Genomic DNA, 16,979 nt, shown 5'->3' with positions numbered 1-16,979 from the left:
CTTTCGCCGCCCGGTGTGTCACCCTGCCCACATCGGCATCGGGGCGGCGCTGTTCCAGGAGCGCCTTACCGGCCGGTCCAGTTCGGCGGACGCTTGGCCAGGAACGCCTCCATGCCCTCGCGGAAATCGGCGCTGGTGTAGCACATCAGGATGAGGTCATCGTCGGGGCGTTCGCCCTCCGCCTCGGCGTCGAGCCGGCGCAGGCCTTCCTTGGTGGCCCGCAGGGTCAGCGGAGCATGGCCGGCGAGCTGCGTCGCGAGTTCCGTCGCCCTGGCGGCGAGGGCGGCGGCATCCTCCACCACCTCGCCGACGAGGCCGACCGAGAGCGCCTCCTCCGCGCCGAACAGACGGGCCGTGAAGATCATGTCCTTCACCCGCGCGGGACCGATGAGGCCGGACAGGCGCCGCAGGTTGGACATCGACAGGCAATTGCCCAGGGTCCGCGCGATTGGAAAGCCGAAGCGGGCGTCGCGGGTGGCGATGCGCAGGTCGCAGGAGGCGGCGATGGCCGCCCCGCCGCCGGTACAGGCGCCGGCGATGGCGGCGATGACGGGCACGCGCAGACGCTCAAGCGCGCCGAGGACCCTGTCCATGAAGCGCTCGTAGCCGAGGGCGTCCTCCGGACTGGAGAAGCCGCGGAACTGGGCGATGTCGGTGCCGGCGGCGAAGGCCTTTTCGCCGGCGCCGGTGATGACGAGGACCTTGATCCGCTCGTCCGCCTCGATCCTGTCGCAGAGGTCGATGAGGCCCTGATACATCGCGAAGGTCAGGGCGTTTCGCGCCTGCGGCCGGTTGAGAACGATGCGGGCGATGCCCGCCTTATCGGTGTCGAACAGGATCTCGTCGGTGGCGCTCATGCGGGGGTCCCATGCCGGACCGGCCGAGGATCGGCCCGTCCGACACAGGTCTTGCCCATCCCGGCCGCTTTGGGCAACCGCGTCCGGCCGAGCGGCGACACCAAGCTTTGTTCCCCCGGCATGGTCAGAAGAGGGCGGGGACGAACATCTCCTGCGGCACCGGCTGGCGGGCGTAATCCTCGTGGCGCATGCGCTCGGGCAGATGCACCGGCGGGTGTTCCACGTCGCCATAGGGGATCTGCGTCAGGAGATGGCTGATGCAGTTGAGGCGGGCCTTCTTCTTGTCCACGGCCTCGACCACCCACCAGGGCGCCTCCGGAATATGCGTACGGGCGAGCATCACTTCCTTCGCCTTGGTGTAATCCTCCCAGCGGCGACGGGACTCGACGTCCATCGGCGAGAGCTTCCACTGTTTCAGGGGATCGTGGATGCGCATGTTGAAGCGCAGTTCCTGCTCCTCGTCGGTGATCGAGAACCAGTATTTCAGCACGATGATGCCGGACCGGACCAGCATGCGCTCGAATTCCGGCGCGGACTGGAAGAACTCTTCGTACTGGTCCGGGGTGCAGAACCCCATCACGCGCTCGACACCGGCCCGATTGTACCAGGAGCGGTCGAACAGCACGATCTCGCCAGCCGCCGGCAGATGCGCCACGTAGCGCTGGAAGTACCATTGTGTGCGCTCGCGCTCGTTCGGAGCCGGAAGCGCGGCCACGCGGCAGACGCGGGGGTTGAGGCGCTGGGTGATCCGCTTGATCGCGCCGCCCTTGCCGGCAGAATCCCGTCCCTCGAAGATCACGACCACGCGGAGCTTCTGGGCCTGCACCCAATCCTGGAGACGAACCAGCTCGTGTTGCAGCCGGAACAGCTCGCGGAAATAGATCTTCCGGTCCATGGTGGGCAGACGAGGCCTGGCATCGATTTCGCTAACGAGTTGCTCAAGGCGCTCGTCTTCGAGCTCCATCTCGAGCTCTTCATCGAAATCGTCAGCCATCTCTCGACGAATAGCCTCGATATCGAAAGGACGAGTCCCGGCGCGAGTGCCGTCCATAATATTGCCTTCCTGATGAATGGGAATCATCCGGACGCTTGGATCACAGCTGCATGACACTACGGCGACCCCCCGTCGGCAACGGCACCATATTCCTTATTTGATTCGCAGAATTCAGCATCGGCCGCCGAAAGCCGGAGAATCGCTGGACTCTCGCTCCGCTTCTGGTATGCGGCGTTTATTGAATCGATACGAGTTTTGCCGATATTTGAGCAGTCAGACAATGAGATAGACTGAATTATAAAGCCCGCCTCATTGTAGATGCACAATAAATATCGGCCAACAGGTTCGGAAAGCTCTTTAATAACCCGATAATAGGAGATAAAGTGCAATGGAACGTTACATAGTCCGTTTCGTCAAGCCGGTATCCCTGGCTGTCATCACGTTCTTCTCGGTTTATTTTCTGACCGGAAGCTCCTTCATTGGACTGACCGTGAGCAGCATCCCGCTGTTGCTTGGCTGGCTCGGCATCATGGAAATGTTCGCCTTCGGCATGGCGGCGACGGTGTTCATCTTTGCCGTCACCTGGGCCGTCGTTCCGGTCAAGATGAAGGTTTTCGTCGGAGATCAGGCCGGAGCCTTCGCGGAAGAGCTTCGCAGGGAAGCCGACAAGGGCATGAACCCCAGAGAGGCCGACAAAGGCGTCAAGGAAGCCGACAAGGGCGTCGTGACCCGCTGAAGATAGTCAAAACCTCGTCGCCCCCTCCTGCGGATCGGATAACCCGCAGGCCGAGTATCGATCGGCGGAGGCGCTCCTCCGTCATCACAGTGTCGCCCAGCGTTGCGATCCAGCGCGATAGTGAGCCGGCATTTTGCCGGCCATGATCGCCGCGACCGCACCATGCAGCACCTTCTCATCGAGGAATCACCCCTGCCGGGGCTGATCTTCGCCCTCACCTTCGACGCGGAGGGACGGGGACGCCAGGTCGGACCGGGGGACGGGATTCCCTCGCTGGACGACCTGGATCACGGCTTTGTCTGGTTCCATGTCGACCTCGTCGATGCGCGGATCGAGGCGCTCATCCTCGAAGGACGCCTCGGCCCGGCCCGGCTCGCCGCCGCGACCTTCGCCCGCGACGAGCATCAGCGCGTCGTCGTGGACGGCCCCCATGCCGGTTTCGTCATCGCCGACCGGGAACGTGCCTTCGACGGCTCGTCGAGCGAGGAGCCGAACGGGCGTCTCCATTGCATCCTCGGCCCGCACTTCCTCGTCAGCGGCCGTCGCCATGCCACGGCCTGCGCGGTGGCCGCCCGCGACGCCGTCTTGTCCGGCACCCTCGTCCCCGGCCCTGCCAAGCTGCTGGAACGCTTCGTCGGCAGTACCGTCGAGGCGCTGATCGCCACGGCCGACCGCCTGTCCTCCTCCCTCGACGCCATCGAGGATGACATGCTCGACGAGGCCAAGGCGGACGACCCGAAGCCCCTTGGGCCGATCCGCCGCCAATCCGTGCGCTCCCACCGGCAGCTCGCCGGGTTGCGGGCGGTGTTCCACCGGCTCGAGGACGAAGCCGGCACGGAAGGAGATCAGTTGCCCGAAGCGGTGGGCGCCATGGCCGCGCGGGTGGTCCAACGCCTGGATTCCCTCCACCGCGATATGCATGTCCTGTCCGAACGCAGCCGCCTGCTGCAGGACGAGATCGCCGCCCGCACCACCGCGCTCACCAACCGCCAGCTCTTCACCCTGTCGATCCTGACGGCCCTGTTCCTGCCGCCGACCCTGGTGACGGGCGTCTTCGGCATGAACACCAAGGGTCTGTTCTTTTCGGAATCCGACGATGGGTCGCTGCTCGCGCTGGGAATCGGCGCGCTTGCGGCGCTCGCCGTCTACCTCGTCATCCGCCGACTCAGTCTCGCCGGCCGGCCCGGTTGATCCGGAACGCGAACGCGCCCACACCCCCTCGATTCATCCGACCACCGGAGCCTTCCCCCGCATGGACTTCTTTCGCCGCTTCACCGTGCTCATGTGCGCGCCGAACTTCGACCCGGACGATCTCGAGGGCGTGCGCGTCCAGCAGATCATCGGCTCGGTGGAAAAACTCGGTTTCGAGGTCGTCCGCGCCCGCCGCGTGGAGGATGCGGCCATCGCGGTCCAGACCGATGCCGCCATCGGCTGCATGGTGGTGGATTGGGGCAAGCGCGGCCTCGACGGCAAGGCCGCCGCCCTCATCAACCTGATGCGCAAGCGCGGGCTGGAAATGCCCATCGTCATCATGGTCCGGCGCAAGCGCCTCGAGGACATCCCCGTCGAGGTCCTCGACTTCATCGACGGCTACATCTTCCTCGCCGAGGAGACCCCGGACTACATCGCCCGCGGCCTCGTGAGCCGGGTCAAGCAATATGCCGAGACCCTGAAGACGCCGTTCTTCGGCGCGCTCGTCGATTATGCCGAGCAGGGCAACCAGCTCTGGACCTGCCCCGGCCATAATGGCGGCATCTTCTACAACCGCTCGCCCATCGGGCGGATCTTCGTCGAGCATCTCGGCGAGGCGATTTTTCGTGACGACCTCGACAACTCCGTCCTCGATCTCGGCGATCTCCTCGTCCACGAGGGGCCAGCCCTGAAGGCGCAGAAGGAGGCGGCCGTCATCTTCGGTGCCGAGAAGACCTATTTCGTCCTCAACGGCACCTCGGCCTCCAACAAGATCGTGCTCTCGGCCCTGGTGGCCGAAGGCGACCTCGTCCTGTTCGACCGCAACAACCACAAGGCCGCCCATCACGGCGCCCTGTTCCTCGGCGGCGCGGTCCCGGTGTTCCTGGAGACCGACCGCAACTGCTTTGGCCTGATCGGCCCGATGTACCACGAGGCCCTCGACGAGGCGGCCATCCGCGAGAAGATCCGCACCAACCCATTGGTGACAGACAAGGAGGCCTGGAAGCGCGAGCGCCCGTTCCGCGTCGCGGTGGTCGAGCAATGCACCTATGACGGCACGATCTACAACGCGCAGATGATCCTCGATCGGATCGGGCATCTCTGCGACTACATCCTGTTCGACGAGGCCTGGGCGGGCTTCATGAAGTTCCACCCGCTGTTTGCCGGGCGCTTCGCCATGGGCCTGAAGGGACTCGACGAGACCTCGCCGGGCATCATCGCCACGCAATCCACCCACAAGCAGCTGGCGAGCTTCTCTCAGGCCTCGCAGATCCACACCAAGGACAGCCACATCCGCGGCCAGACCCGGCGCATCGAGCACCGGCGCTTCAACGAGACCTTCCTCGTCCACGCCTCGACCTCGCCATTCTACCCGCTCTTTGCGTCGCTGGATGTCGGCGCGCAGATGATGAAGGGCCGCTCCGGCGTCGTCCTATGGGACGACACGATCCGGCTTGGTATCGAATGGCGCAAGAAGGTCCGCGCCATCCGCCGCGAATTCGAGGAGAAGGAGGGCGATCCCCTGCGCCGCTGGTTCTTCGACCCCTTCGTCCCGGACACGGTGAAGGGCCCGGAGGGCAAGGTGCCGTGGGAGAGCGTCTCGACGGACGAGCTCGCCAGCGATGCGAAGTACTGGGAACTGACGCCGGGCGCCGCCTGGCATGGCTTCACCCACGTGGCGCCGAACTACGCCATGACCGACCCGAACAAGCTCACCGTGCTCACCCCCGGCTTCGACCGGCGCACGGGGGAATATGCCGAGCACGGCGTGCCCGCGCCCATCGTGGCCCAGTATCTTCGTGAAAACCGCATCGTGCCGGAGAAAAACGACCTTAACTCGCTGCTCTTCCTGCTGACGCCGGGCGTCGAATCCTCCAAGGCCGGCACGCTCATCTCCGGCCTCGTCGCCTTCAAGCGCCTGCATGACGAGAACGTGCCCCTGGAGGACGCGATGCCGGAATTCGTCCGGCGCCGGCCCAATCGCTACAAGGGCGTGCGCCTGCGCGACCTCTGCGCGGATTTCCACGCCTTCCACCGCGAGCACGGCACCAGCACGCTTCAGCGCAAGCAGTTCGAGCCGGGGCACCTGCCCGAGATGGTGATGCCCCCCAAGGAGGCGGTGCAGCAGCTCACCCGCAACAACGTCGATTACGTGCCGATCGCGGAAGCCGAGGGCCGTGTGGCGACGACCTTGCTTCTGGTCTACCCGCCGGGCATCGGCACGGTGCTGCCGGGCGAGCGACTGGACGAGCGGGCGAAACCCATGCTGGATTACTTCAAGATGTTCGAGCGCTCGGCGAACCTGTTCCCGGGCTTCGAGGCCGAGATCCAGGGCGTGTTCCGCAACGTCGATCCCGACGGGACGATCCGGTTCTACACCTACGTCATGCGCGAGAACCGCCCGTGAGTCCGGATGGGTTTCCCACCGCCTCCGATCCCACAGTGATCATCCGGCCATCCTCGGATTCGGACGTGCCGGCCATGGTGGCGATCTACGCCCACCATATCCGGCGGGGCGTGGGCGATGTCGGCGATTTCGAGGAGGACCCGCTCCATCCCGACGACCTCAAGCGCCGCCGCAAGGCCATGCGCAAGAAGCGTCTGCCGCATCTCGTGGCAGACCGCGACGGGGTGGTGGCGGGCTATGCCTATGCCGTGCCGTTCCGAAAGCGTCCGGCCTATCGCTACACGCTCAAGCACTCGATCTACGTCCATCACGAGCACCTGAATGCCGGCATCGGCCGGCGCCTGCTGCCGGCGTTGATCGAGGCCTGTGCGGCCGGCGGATACCGCCAGATGATCGGCTATATCGACGCGCAGAACGAGGCGTCCCTGCGGCTCCACGAAGCCTGCGGCTTCGTCCGCGTCGGCCTGCTGCCGGCGGTGGGTTACAAGTACGGCCGCTGGAGCGACAGCGTCATGGTGCAGCGGGCGCTCGGCACCGGCGCCACCGACCAGCCCGGCACCTGGACGCGCTCGGTGGAGGCGGTGGTGGCCGGGCACGAATGGGTGGGGAAGTAGTCGGCTCTCACACAACTCCCGCTGCGTCATCGTGCTCCGGGCGGGAGACGACCGTTTTCGGGAGTTTCGTGAAGCTGCCAGACCCGGCTTCGGCCTCAGGCCTCTTCCAGCCCGGCATCGACCCGCGCGGCCACGTCCTGCGGGACGTCGAGGGCCTCGGCGAGGCGCTTCAGGAACTCGCGCTCCTACAGGGTATCGGCGTCGATGGCCAGACGCGCCGCCGTGTAGAGGCGCGCGCCCTGCTCTGGTGAATCCACACGCTCGGCGAGCTCGTCGATCTCGGCCGGTTCGGTGAGTTCTTTCTCCAGCCATGCGCGGCCATCCCGGTCGATGCCGGCGGCCTCCACCGCCGCGTCGAGGCGCCGACGCTCCTGCGCATCGACGATGCCGTCGGCCAGGGTCGCGGCCACCATGGCGCGCAGCATGAGGCGCGCCTCGTCCTCGCCGACCTGGTTCAGATCGGGGGTCTCGGATGCCGCTGAGGGACGGAGCGCCCGCAGGGCGAGGCCCGCCACGAGGGCAAGGCCTCCGAGGGCGGCCGTGGCGGCGATGCCGCCCTTGCGTGAGCGCACGAGGGCGTCGACGATCTGTCTTGCATCGGCCATGGTGGTCGTCCTGAAGGCGGGTTGAGGGATCGGATTGGAAACGGACGAGCCCCGTCGCGGGTTCACGATGGGCGGTGCGGTGGACTGAGCACGCCCCGTTTGTCCCGGTCGGAGCCTCCTCGCCCCGGCAAGCGGAACCACACAGCCCGAAGGCAGCCCACGAGAGAGGACCCATGACGATCACGCCCATCGAGTCCCGCCTGTCGGTCTCCGGCCAGCCGAACGAGGCGGAGATCGCGGACCTGTCCACGAGGGGCTTTGCCCTGCTGATCAACAACCGCCCCGATGGCGAGGAGCCGGGCCAGCTGGGCAGTGCGGCCGAAGCGGCGGCGGCCGAGGCGGCGGGGCTCGCCTATCTCCATCTTCCCGTCACCGGCCCCGGCATCACCCATGAGGACGTCGCGCGGTTCCGCGAGGCGGTGGAAGGCGCATCCGGTCCGGTCCTCGCCCATTGCCGCAGCGGCACCCGCTCGCTCACCCTGTGGGCCCTGTCCGAAGTGCTAGCGGGACGTCTGCGCCGCGATGACCTCCTGGCCTACGGCCGGGACCGGGGCTTCGACCTCGGCGGCGCCGTGCGCTGGCTCGACACGCATGGCGACGCGCCCGCCGGGGCGTGAGGTCGCCGGCCTCGGTCAGGATCGGCTAGGTCGGGGCGGCCGGTGGGGGATCTCACGTCCGCCCGCTTCCCGATCCGAAGCCTCGACCGTCTGGCGGTCGACTTCGTCCCGGACGCGGCGGCCCGCCATCAGGATCTCGATGAGGAAGGCAACGATGGCCGCCACCGTGCAGACCAGGGCGATTCCGAAGCAGCCGAATAGGACGGAGGCCGTAGCGGCATCGCGCAAGGCCCCCACGAACAGCGTCAGCACCGCGATGCCGGTCATGATGCTGCCGAGCGAGGCGAGGACCACCGCCACGTCGAGCATGAAGGAGCGCTGGCGCAGATAGGTCAGCTGATACGACAGGTGCGCGGCCTCGTCCGCATCCGCCTTCTGCAATCGGTTGGCACCGTCATCGACCCGGTCGGCCACCCGCCCGAGGCGCGTGGAGAAGACGTTGAGCAGCGTCGCCAGTGCCGTCAGCAGGAAGGCGGGCGCGAGCGCGATCTGAATGACGTGGGCGATGTCGTCGGGAGCGAGGGAGGGACCGGAGGCGACCATGATAGGGCGTTACGCCATGCCGCCCGTCATCGGAAGATGCGCCGTCTCGGGCGTGGCCACGAGTTCGGGATGCCGGGGGCAGTGACATGGCCTCCGGTTTCGACATCATTCCTCATCGGCCGAGCGGACGCCCGGCCCCGGATGCGATGAAGCCCCGCAGCAGGGGCTGCGGGGCTTCTCGAAGCGAGGAGGCTCAGGCGATTCTGCCCAAGCGCAGAGTGTAAGGGCGAAAGAGCTTATTGCGGGCAGCGATGACGCAGGCCGTCATTGCCGAGATAGGTGCCCGTCCGCTGATCGTAGGAGCGGAAGCGCTGGATGCAGTAGGCCACATCCTGGTCGGACCCGCCGACATCCGGCTGAACGTCCACGGCGCCACCGTAATAGGCCGGGGCATAACCACCGCCATAATAGGCGTTGTCGTAGCCGTTGCCGTAATAACCGCTGCCGTAGCCATAGCCGATTCCGGCGCCCGCCAAGCCGAGGCCCAGCCCGAGACCGAGACCGCCATAGCCGTAGCCCCGACCATAACCGCGGTTGTAACCATAGCCGCGATTGTAGCCGTAGCCGCCTCGGTTGAAGCCGCCGCCCCGGTTGTAGCCTCCACCGCCGAAATTCGGCCCGTGGGCGATACCACCGTGCCCGCGTCCACCGCCGATTCCTTGACCGCCACCACCACCGAAGGCGCCGAGACCGCCACCGCCGCCGCGGCTCATACCGCCGCCGCCGCCACCACCACCGAAGGCACCAAGACCGCCGCCGCCGCCACGGCTCATACCGCCGCCACCGCCACCGCCACCGCGGCTCATACCGCCGCCACCACCGCCGAAGGCACCGAGTCCGCCGCCTTCACGCGCATCGGCGGTGGCCGGAAGGAATGCGACCGCGCCGAGCAATGCGGCGGATGCGAGAATAAGCTTGTTCATGGAACACCAGCCTGATCGTCTAGGGGACATTAAAATCGACAACGCGCCGCCGACCGGGAAAGCTCCATTGTGCGCGACCGTTTCAACGTGCGGCAAAAGTCACGCCAATAAAGAACTGTCCTTGCGGATTAAATCCGAGACTACAGTCAACGGCTGGATAACTGCCTGGATCGAAAAGACCGGCGATCCGGGCGGCATGGCGGTCGGCGAGAGGGGCGATCGTTCACTTCAGCGAAGATGTTTCTCCCGGCGATTGACAAAGGCGCGTCAAGCGCAGACTTTCGAATCGTTCCGAGGGGGGCCCCGTTCAGGGGGCTGAGATAGGGCCGCAGCCCTGACCCTTGAACCTGATCCGGCTCATACCGGCGGAGGGACGGGAACTGCGTTTGGGTGTCCGGCTTGGATAGAGCGGGTGCCAATCGTCCTGACGTACCGTTGCGAACCGGATCGCCTCCCGCGCCAGGAGCGAATCCCACATGAACGCACCCGTCCTCCCCAAAGACCTCCCCGGACAAGACCCCGCCAAAGGGCAGCCGCAAGCCGTGACCACCGGCCCGATCATGGGATCGCGCAAGGTCTATGCGAGCGTGGCCGGCCGCGACGACATCCGGGTGCCGTTCCGCGAGGTCACGTTGAGTGATCCGAAGGAAGCCCCTGTGCGGGTCTACGATCCGTCTGGCCCCTATACCGAGACCGATGCCCGGATCGACCTGAATGCCGGCCTGCCCCTGCTGCGCGACCCGTGGATCGCCAAGCGCGGCTACGCCACGATCACGCCGCGCGCGGTCAAGCCCGAGGACAACGGCTTCGTACCGGAGGACAAGCTCGTCGCCCCCTGTCCGGCCACGCGCCAGATCCGCAAGGCCGGCCCCGGCCAGATGGTGACGCAGTACGAATTCGCGAAGGCCGGGATCATCACCGAGGAGATGATTTACGTCGCCCACCGCGAGAACCTCGCCCGCGAGACGATGCTGGACGGTGCGCAGACCGCGCTCGCCGACGGCAACAGCTTCGGCGCGTCGCTGCCCGCCTTCATCACACCCGAATTCGTCCGTGACGAGGTGGCGCGCGGCCGCGCCATCATCCCGGCCAACATCAACCACCCCGAGGTGGAGCCGATGGCGATCGGCCGCAACTTCCTCGTCAAGATCAACGCCAATATCGGCAATTCGGCCGTCACTTCGTCGGCGGCGGAAGAAGTGGAGAAACTGGTCTGGGCGACCCGCTGGGGCGCCGACACGGTGATGGACCTGTCCACCGGCCGCAACATCCACAACATCCGCTCGTGGATCGTGCGCAACTCGCCCGTGCCCATCGGCACGGTGCCGATCTATCAGGCTTTGGAGAAGGTCGGCGGCGATCCGCTGAAGCTCGACTGGGAGGTCTTCAAAGACACGCTCATCGAGCAGGCCGAGCAGGGCATCGATTACTTCACCATCCATGCGGGCGTCCGCCTCGCCCATGTGCCGCTCACCGCGCGCCGGGTCACCGGCATCGTTTCGCGCGGCGGCTCGATCATGGCGCGCTGGTGCCTCGCCGGGCACCGCGAATCGTTCCTCTACGAGCGGTTCGACGAGATCTGCGACATCATGCGGGCCTACGACGTCTCGTTCTCGCTGGGCGACGGTCTGCGCCCCGGCTCCATCGCGGATGCCAACGACGCGGCGCAGTTCGCGGAACTCGAGACCCTCGGCGAACTGACCAAGATTGCCTGGGACAAGGGCTGCCAGACCATGATCGAGGGCCCCGGCCACGTGCCGATGCACAAGATCAAGGTGAACATGGAAAAGCAGCTTGAGGAATGTGGTGAGGCGCCGTTCTACACCCTCGGCCCGCTGACCACCGACATCGCGCCGGGCTACGACCACATCACGTCGGGCATCGGCGCCGCCATGATCGGCTGGTTCGGCTGCGCCATGCTCTGCTACGTCACCCCGAAGGAGCATCTCGGCCTGCCCAACCGCGATGACGTTAAGGAAGGCGTCATCACCTACAAGATCGCGGCCCATGCCGCCGATCTCGCCAAGGGCCATCCGGCGGCGCAGCTGCGCGACGATGCCCTGTCACGCGCCCGGTTCGACTTCCGCTGGGAGGACCAGTTCAACCTGTCGCTGGATCCCGACACGGCCCGGGCCTACCACGACGAGACCCTGCCGAAGGACGCCCACAAGGTCGCGCATTTCTGCTCCATGTGCGGCCCGAAATTCTGCTCGATGAAGATCACGCAGGACCTGCGCGCCGAGGTGCTCGCCATGGAGGCGGCCGGTCAGGTGCTCGGCGAGGCGACGCCCATGAGCCAGGCCGAGCGCGAGGCCGGCATGGCGGCCAAATCCGCCGAGTTCCAGGCCGAGGGCGGCAAGCTCTACGTGGAGGCGGCGGAGTAAGCCGCCTCGCTCTGCCCCCTCGCGCCTCGGCGCGAGGGGGCGTCGTCATGCGCCGCGAGCGTAGCGACTGACGGCAAGGTCCGGCGTGGCGATGTCCGGCGTGCGGCCGGAGATGAGGTCGGCCAGCACCCGCCCCGAGCCGCAGGCCATGGTCCAGCCCAGGGTGCCGTGGCCGGTATTGGTATAGAGGTTCGACAGGCGCGTTCCGCCGACGATGGGCGTGCCGTCCGGCGTCATCGGCCGCAGGCCGGTCCAGAATTTCGCCTGCGAGAGATCGCCGCCGGCTGGGAACAGGTCGCCGACGGAGCGGACCAGGGTCTCCCGGCGCGGTCCGCGCAGAACGGCGCTGAAGCCGGCGAGTTCGGCGGTGCCGCCGACGCGGATGCGGTCGCCGAGCCGGGTGATCGCCACCTTGTAGGTCTCGTCCATCACCGTCGAGACCGGCGCCGCCTCCGCATCGGTGACCGGCAGGGTGAGGGAATACCCTTTCACCGGATAGATCGGCAGATCGATGCCGAAGGGCCGCAGCAAAGCCGGGGTGTAGCTGCCCATGGCCGCCACATAGGCGTCGGCGGTCAGGATCTCGCCTCCAGCCGTCGCCACGCCGCTGATCCGGTCGCCTTCGCTGCGCAGACCCGTGATGGCCGTGCCGTAGCGGAAGACCACGCCGAGGCCTTCGCAGAGCGCGGCGAGGCGCTGGGTGAACAGATGCGCGTCGCCGGTCTCGTCGCCGGGAAGCCGCAGGCCGCCGGCGAAGGTCCCGGCCACCCGCGCCAGGGCCGGCTCGGCAACGATACAGCCGGCGGGGTCGAGCACCGCATAAGGGACGCCGTAGGTGTCGAGGACGCGGGTGTCGTCGCCGACATGGTCGAGCTGCTTTTGCGTCCGGAACAGCTGGAGCGTGCCCTGCTCGCGGTGATCGTAGGCGATACCGGTCTCGGCACGCAGGTCGCGCAGCATGTCGCGGCTGTATTCGGCCAGACGCACCATCCGGCCCTTGTTGCGCTGGTAGGCCTCCTCCGTGCAATTCGCCAGCATGCGGGCGAGCCAGCCGTAGAAGCGCGGCTCGAAACTCGGCCAGACCACCAGGGGCCGGTGGCGCATCATCAGCCATTTCATGGCCTTCAGCGGGATGCCGGGCGCCGCCCAGGGCGCCGAATATCCCGGCGAGACCTGGCCCGCATTGGCAAAGCTCGTCTCGAGCCCCGCCGCCGGCTGGCGCTCCAGCACGGTGACCCTGTGGCCGGCTTTGGCCAGGTAATAGGCCGAGGTGACGCCGACGACACCGCCACCGAGGATGAGGACATGCATGGCCGGCGTTCCGTAGAGGGTCGGGGTAGGGTCCGGAATGGGCTTGGCGCCCCGAGCGGGTTCGCATTGGCGGGCCAACGCGTCACCTCGCTCAGTCCTCACGGCGTGTCGCAGGTTTCAGGCCGCAGAAGCCGCGACCATCGTTGCGAAACCCGCCCAGGGCGTGTTTGATTGGATTTCTCAGCGGATGCTCATGCCAGAGCAGATCATCCCAGCAGACCACCTCATCCTGAGGTGCCCTTTGCTTGAGCAAAGGGCTTTGAGGGAGCCTTCCAGTCGTCTCGCGATCCCCGAAAGCCTCCTTCGAGGCCGCTACGCGGCACCTGAGGATGAGGTAAATTCTCGGACAAACAACATAAACGGCTTTTATAGCTCGCCGGTGAGGAACTGCGCGCGGCCGTGGCCGAAGGACCAATCCTCGTCGGTGTTCTCCACCGTGGAGACCATGACGTCGGCCGGGGCGATGCCGCAGGCGGCTTCGAGCTTCTCGGTCAGCAGCCTGTAGAACAGCTGCTTCTTCTCCTTGCCGCGCGGCCGGGTGATCATCTGGACCACCACCACGTCCTTGGTGCGCGGGATGTCGAGGCCGGTATCCTCGACGATCATCCGCGAGGGCTTGTGCTCCGTGACGATCTGGTAGCGGTCGCCCGGCGGGACGTTGAACGCCTCCAGCATCGCCTCGTGCGCGGCGTCGAGGAGCGTCTTCAGTTCGGAATCGGTGCGGCCTTCCAGAATATCGAAGCGCATCAGGGGCATGTCGGTTCAACCTTTGAGGAGAATGGAGTTGGTCACGGGCCGTCTATCGGGAGAGCGCCGTCCGCCGGTCAGGCCTCAGTGCGGATGAGGCCGCGCAGCATCTCGATCATGCCGGTGATCTCGGCGGGGGTCGAGATGAAGGGGGGACCCATGGCGATGGTGTCGCCGGTAAAGCGCAGGAGGATGCCCTCGCGCAGGCCGCGCTCGAAGATCCGCAACGCGCGCGCGCCGGGCTGGCCCGGTGTCGGTTCGAGATCGACCGCCGCCGTCAGTCCGAAATTGCGGATGTCCTTGATGCCCGGCTCGTCGCGGAGCGAATGGACGGCCCCCTCGAGGATCGGCTCGAGTTCGCGCACGCGGGCAAAGAGGTCGCCCTCCTCCATCAAGTCGAGGGAGGCATGGGCGACGGCCGCGGCCAGGGGGTGCCCCGAATAGGTGTAGCCGTGGAACAGCTCCACCGCCGAGGCCGGCCCGGTCATGAACGTGTCGTAGATCTCCTTGCGGACGATGACGCCGCCCATCGGCACGATGCCGTTGGTGATGCCCTTAGCGAAGGTGATCATGTCGGGGATGACGCCGAGACGGTCCGCGCCGAAGGGGGCGCCGAGCCGCCCGAACCCGGTGATCACCTCGTCGAAGATCAGCAGGATGCCGTGCCGCGTGCAGATTTCGCGCAGGCGCTGGAGATAGCCGAGAGGCGGCACGATGACCCCGGCCGAGCCCTGCAGCGGCTCGACGATGACGCAGGCGATCGTGCCCGCATCGTGCAGCGCCACCATCCGTTCGAGGTCGTCGGCGAGATGCGCGCCCCAGGTTGGCTGGCCCTTCGAGAAGGCCATCTCGGCGTAATCGTGGGTATGGCGCAGGTGATCGACGCCCTGGATCATCGCGGTGGCGAACATCTTGCGGTTGGCTACCATGCCCCCCACCGACATGCCGCCGAAACCGACCCCGTGATAGCCTTTCTCGCGGCCGATCATGCGGAAGCGGCCTGCCTCGCCTCGCAGGCGGTGATAACCGAGGGCGATCTTGAGGGAGGTATCCACCGCCTCCGAGCCGGAATTGGTGAAGAATACCCGGTCCAGCCCGTCCGGCGCCATGTCGGCGATGCGCTCGGCCAGCCGCAGCGTCACCGGGTTGGTCATCTGGAAGGCGGTGCAGTAATCGAGGGTCTCGGCCTGCCGGCGCAGGGCCTCGACGATCCGCGGCTGGGCATGGCCGAGGGGGCAGCACCACAGGCCGGACAGGCTGTCGAACAGCTCGCGCCCTTCGGCTGTCCGGTAATAGGCGCCCTTGGCCGAGGTGATGATGCGCGGCGTCGGGTCGGCCTTCACGTGGCGGTTCGGCGTGAACGGCATCCAGTAGGGCTCGACGTTGAGCTGCCGGTCCGCCGCCTGGTCGATGATCGCATGATCCATGTGTCTCTCCGCCGATCCGCGATGCAAGAACCCGACCCTTGCCGCGCTGCGTTATCGCCCGGCCCGGAGCGACCGACTATCGACAGTTGGCGGGTTGGCACGCGCAGCTGTATCTGTTCACCCGCCGATACAGTCGGATCGCCGAGACCGGTCTCGGCCTACAAAGACGGCCCATGATCAGCCTCGACCCCGCCAGCACCGCTCCCCTCGTCGCCCAACTGGTGGATGCCGTCTCCGAGCGCATCCGCAGCGGAAGCGTGGCGCCGGGCGCCCGCCTGCCCTCGGTACGCAAGCTCGCCGTCCAATGCGGCGTGAGCACGCTCACCGTCTCGAACGCCTATAACCGGCTGGTGGCCGACGGCCTGCTCGAAGCCCGGCGCGCGAGCGGATACTTCGTCTCGGCTCGGCTGCTCGACCGCAAGGCCGCCGTCCCCATGCGGAACCCCGTGCAGATCTCGGTCGATTCCGGCTGGCTGCTCCAACGGGTCTACGAGGAGGACGCCTTCACCGTTAAAGCCGGCTGCGGCTGGCTGCCCGACAGCCACCTGTTCGCCGACGGGATCAAGCAGGCCCTCGCCGCCCTGGCGCGGCGCCCCGACCGGCTGGTCTCGCGCTACGGGCATCCCCTCGGCTACGCCCCCTTGCGCCGGGCGATCCAGCTGCTCCTCGCCCAGCGCAACATCGAGTGCGACCCGGACCAGATCCTACTGACGCACGGGGCGAGCCAGGCCCTCGACCTGACCATGCGGACCTTCCTGCAGCCGGGCGACGTCGCCCTCGTGGACGATCCCGGCTATTGCAATCTCTACCCTTCCCTGCACGCCATGGGGGTGACCATCGTCGGCGTCGAGCGGACCCTCCAGGGGCCGTCGATCCCCGCGCTCCAGGCCCTGGCGGAGCGGCACAAGCCGAAGCTGTTCTTCACCAATACGAGCTTCCACAACCCCACCGGCACGTCCAGCACGCCGGCCACCGCCTACCAGATCCTCCGCATCGCCGAGAAACACGATTTCCAGATCGTCGAGGACGACATCTATGCGAGCTTCGTCGAGGAGACGGCGCCCAGCATCGCGAGCCTCGACCAGCTCGGGCGCGTCATCCACATCAGCAGCTTCTCGAAGACGATCTCGCCCGCCCTGCGGGTCGGCTATCTCGCCTGCAACCCCGAGAACGCGCAGCGGCTCCTGCGCATGAAGATGGCGGCGAGCCTGACGAGCTCGGAGATCTCCGAGAGCATCGTCCACTCGATCCTCACCGAGGGCCAGTACCGCCTCCACATCGCCCGGCTCCGCGAAAAGCTCGCAGCCGAGCAGAAGACCGTCGCCGACGCACTCCTCTCGGTGGGCCTGTCGCTGTTCCACCGCCCCGCCAACGGCCTCTTCCTCTGGGCCGGGTTCAGCGGCGATCCCGACACCGCCGGTCTCGCCCAGAGGGCCGCCGCCCAGGGCATCATGCTCGCCCCCGGCCACCTGTTCCGCGCCGATCAGGAGCCGACTCCGTGGCTGCGCTTCAACGTGGCGCATGCCAACGCGGCGCCCCTGTTCCGCTTCCTGGAGACCGAGCGCCCCGCGCCCCCGTGACTTACGAACCCGGACGGGCGAAAACCGCATTCTCGACGAACCC

General features: G+C 66.9%; 15 protein-coding genes and 1 riboswitch. Of the genes, 7 read left to right on the top strand and 8 right to left on the bottom strand.

The window, feature by feature from the left end; all coding sequences use genetic code 11:
* Positions 1-65 precede the first annotated feature (65 nt).
* Both FPV16_RS14560 and ppk2 read right to left on the bottom strand, forming a co-directional pair.
* Positions 66-857, bottom strand: a complete 792-nt coding sequence (locus FPV16_RS14560; RefSeq protein WP_227439116.1) for an enoyl-CoA hydratase/isomerase family protein — start codon at positions 855-857, stop codon at positions 66-68.
* 124 nt (positions 858-981) lie between these two features.
* Positions 982-1,908 carry a polyphosphate kinase 2 gene (gene ppk2, locus FPV16_RS14555; RefSeq protein ID WP_227439115.1) on the bottom strand — a complete coding sequence of 309 codons (927 nt, stop codon included), beginning with the start codon at positions 1,906-1,908 and terminating at the stop codon, positions 982-984.
* A gap of 331 nt (positions 1,909-2,239) precedes the next feature.
* On the opposite strand from ppk2, the gene FPV16_RS14550 reads away from it, so the two are divergent.
* From FPV16_RS14550 to FPV16_RS14535, 4 genes are all read left to right on the top strand, one after another.
* Positions 2,240-2,587 carry a hypothetical protein gene (locus tag FPV16_RS14550; protein ID WP_227439114.1) on the top strand — a complete coding sequence of 116 codons (348 nt, stop codon included), beginning with the start codon at positions 2,240-2,242 and terminating at the stop codon, positions 2,585-2,587.
* Positions 2,588-2,749: 162 nt separating this feature from the next.
* The gene (locus FPV16_RS14545; RefSeq protein ID WP_227439113.1) at positions 2,750-3,778 is read left to right on the top strand and encodes a CorA family divalent cation transporter; all 1,029 of its coding nucleotides are present in this window, start codon (positions 2,750-2,752) and stop codon (positions 3,776-3,778) included.
* Between the two features lie 61 nt (positions 3,779-3,839).
* A complete protein-coding gene (locus FPV16_RS14540) occupies positions 3,840-6,185 on the top strand; it encodes an Orn/Lys/Arg decarboxylase N-terminal domain-containing protein (RefSeq protein ID WP_227439112.1) in 2,346 nt (781 codons plus the stop codon).
* Positions 6,182-6,799: a GNAT family N-acetyltransferase gene (locus FPV16_RS14535; RefSeq protein WP_227439111.1), complete on the top strand. Its 618-nt coding sequence runs from the start codon at positions 6,182-6,184 to the stop codon at positions 6,797-6,799. The genes FPV16_RS14540 and FPV16_RS14535 overlap by 4 nt, the downstream gene beginning before the upstream one ends.
* Positions 6,800-6,984: 185 nt before the next feature.
* Here the strand turns inward: FPV16_RS14535 and FPV16_RS14530 are convergent, their stop codons facing one another.
* The gene (locus tag FPV16_RS14530; RefSeq protein ID WP_319802244.1) at positions 6,985-7,404 is read right to left on the bottom strand and encodes a DUF533 domain-containing protein; all 420 of its coding nucleotides are present in this window, start codon (positions 7,402-7,404) and stop codon (positions 6,985-6,987) included.
* Between the two features lie 173 nt (positions 7,405-7,577).
* On the opposite strand from FPV16_RS14530, the gene FPV16_RS14525 reads away from it, so the two are divergent.
* Positions 7,578-8,021, top strand: a complete 444-nt coding sequence (locus FPV16_RS14525) for a TIGR01244 family sulfur transferase (protein WP_227439110.1) — start codon at positions 7,578-7,580, stop codon at positions 8,019-8,021.
* 15 nt (positions 8,022-8,036) lie between these two features.
* Here FPV16_RS14525 and FPV16_RS14520 read toward each other — a convergent pair whose 3' ends face one another.
* Together FPV16_RS14520 and FPV16_RS14515 are read right to left on the bottom strand one after the other, a co-directional pair.
* A complete protein-coding gene (locus tag FPV16_RS14520) occupies positions 8,037-8,564 on the bottom strand; it encodes a DUF2721 domain-containing protein (RefSeq protein ID WP_227439109.1) in 528 nt (175 codons plus the stop codon).
* A 236-nt stretch (positions 8,565-8,800) separates the two neighbouring features.
* Positions 8,801-9,487, bottom strand: coding sequence for a BA14K family protein (locus FPV16_RS14515; protein ID WP_227439108.1), 687 nt, complete (start codon positions 9,485-9,487; stop codon positions 8,801-8,803).
* A gap of 284 nt (positions 9,488-9,771) precedes the next feature.
* Positions 9,772-9,878: riboswitch (TPP riboswitch) on the top strand.
* Between the two features lie 85 nt (positions 9,879-9,963).
* Between FPV16_RS14515 and thiC the strand changes: the two genes are divergently transcribed.
* The gene (gene thiC / locus FPV16_RS14510; RefSeq protein WP_319802243.1) at positions 9,964-11,871 is read left to right on the top strand and encodes a phosphomethylpyrimidine synthase ThiC; all 1,908 of its coding nucleotides are present in this window, start codon (positions 9,964-9,966) and stop codon (positions 11,869-11,871) included.
* A gap of 45 nt (positions 11,872-11,916) precedes the next feature.
* On the opposite strand, the gene FPV16_RS14505 is transcribed toward thiC, so the two are convergent.
* The 3 genes from FPV16_RS14505 to FPV16_RS14495 form a co-directional block, all read right to left on the bottom strand.
* Complete coding sequence (locus FPV16_RS14505; RefSeq protein WP_227439107.1) at positions 11,917-13,182, bottom strand: D-amino acid dehydrogenase; 1,266 nt, start codon at positions 13,180-13,182, stop codon at positions 11,917-11,919.
* 366 nt (positions 13,183-13,548) lie between these two features.
* Positions 13,549-13,938 (bottom strand): tautomerase family protein, encoded by a 390-nt coding sequence (locus tag FPV16_RS14500; RefSeq protein ID WP_056422151.1) that lies wholly within the window; start codon positions 13,936-13,938, stop codon positions 13,549-13,551.
* Positions 13,939-14,006: 68 nt separating this feature from the next.
* Positions 14,007-15,356 carry an aspartate aminotransferase family protein gene (locus tag FPV16_RS14495; protein ID WP_227439106.1) on the bottom strand — a complete coding sequence of 450 codons (1,350 nt, stop codon included), beginning with the start codon at positions 15,354-15,356 and terminating at the stop codon, positions 14,007-14,009.
* Positions 15,357-15,529: 173 nt separating this feature from the next.
* On the opposite strand from FPV16_RS14495, the gene FPV16_RS14490 reads away from it, so the two are divergent.
* Positions 15,530-16,936 carry a PLP-dependent aminotransferase family protein gene (locus FPV16_RS14490; protein ID WP_227439105.1) on the top strand — a complete coding sequence of 469 codons (1,407 nt, stop codon included), beginning with the start codon at positions 15,530-15,532 and terminating at the stop codon, positions 16,934-16,936.
* Positions 16,937-16,979: the final 43 nt, after the last annotated feature.

This window comes from Methylobacterium sp. W2, assembly GCF_020662345.1.
Taxonomy (GTDB): Bacteria; Pseudomonadota; Alphaproteobacteria; order Rhizobiales; family Beijerinckiaceae; genus Methylobacterium.
This window is presented reverse-complemented; position numbering and strand designations above follow the sequence as displayed.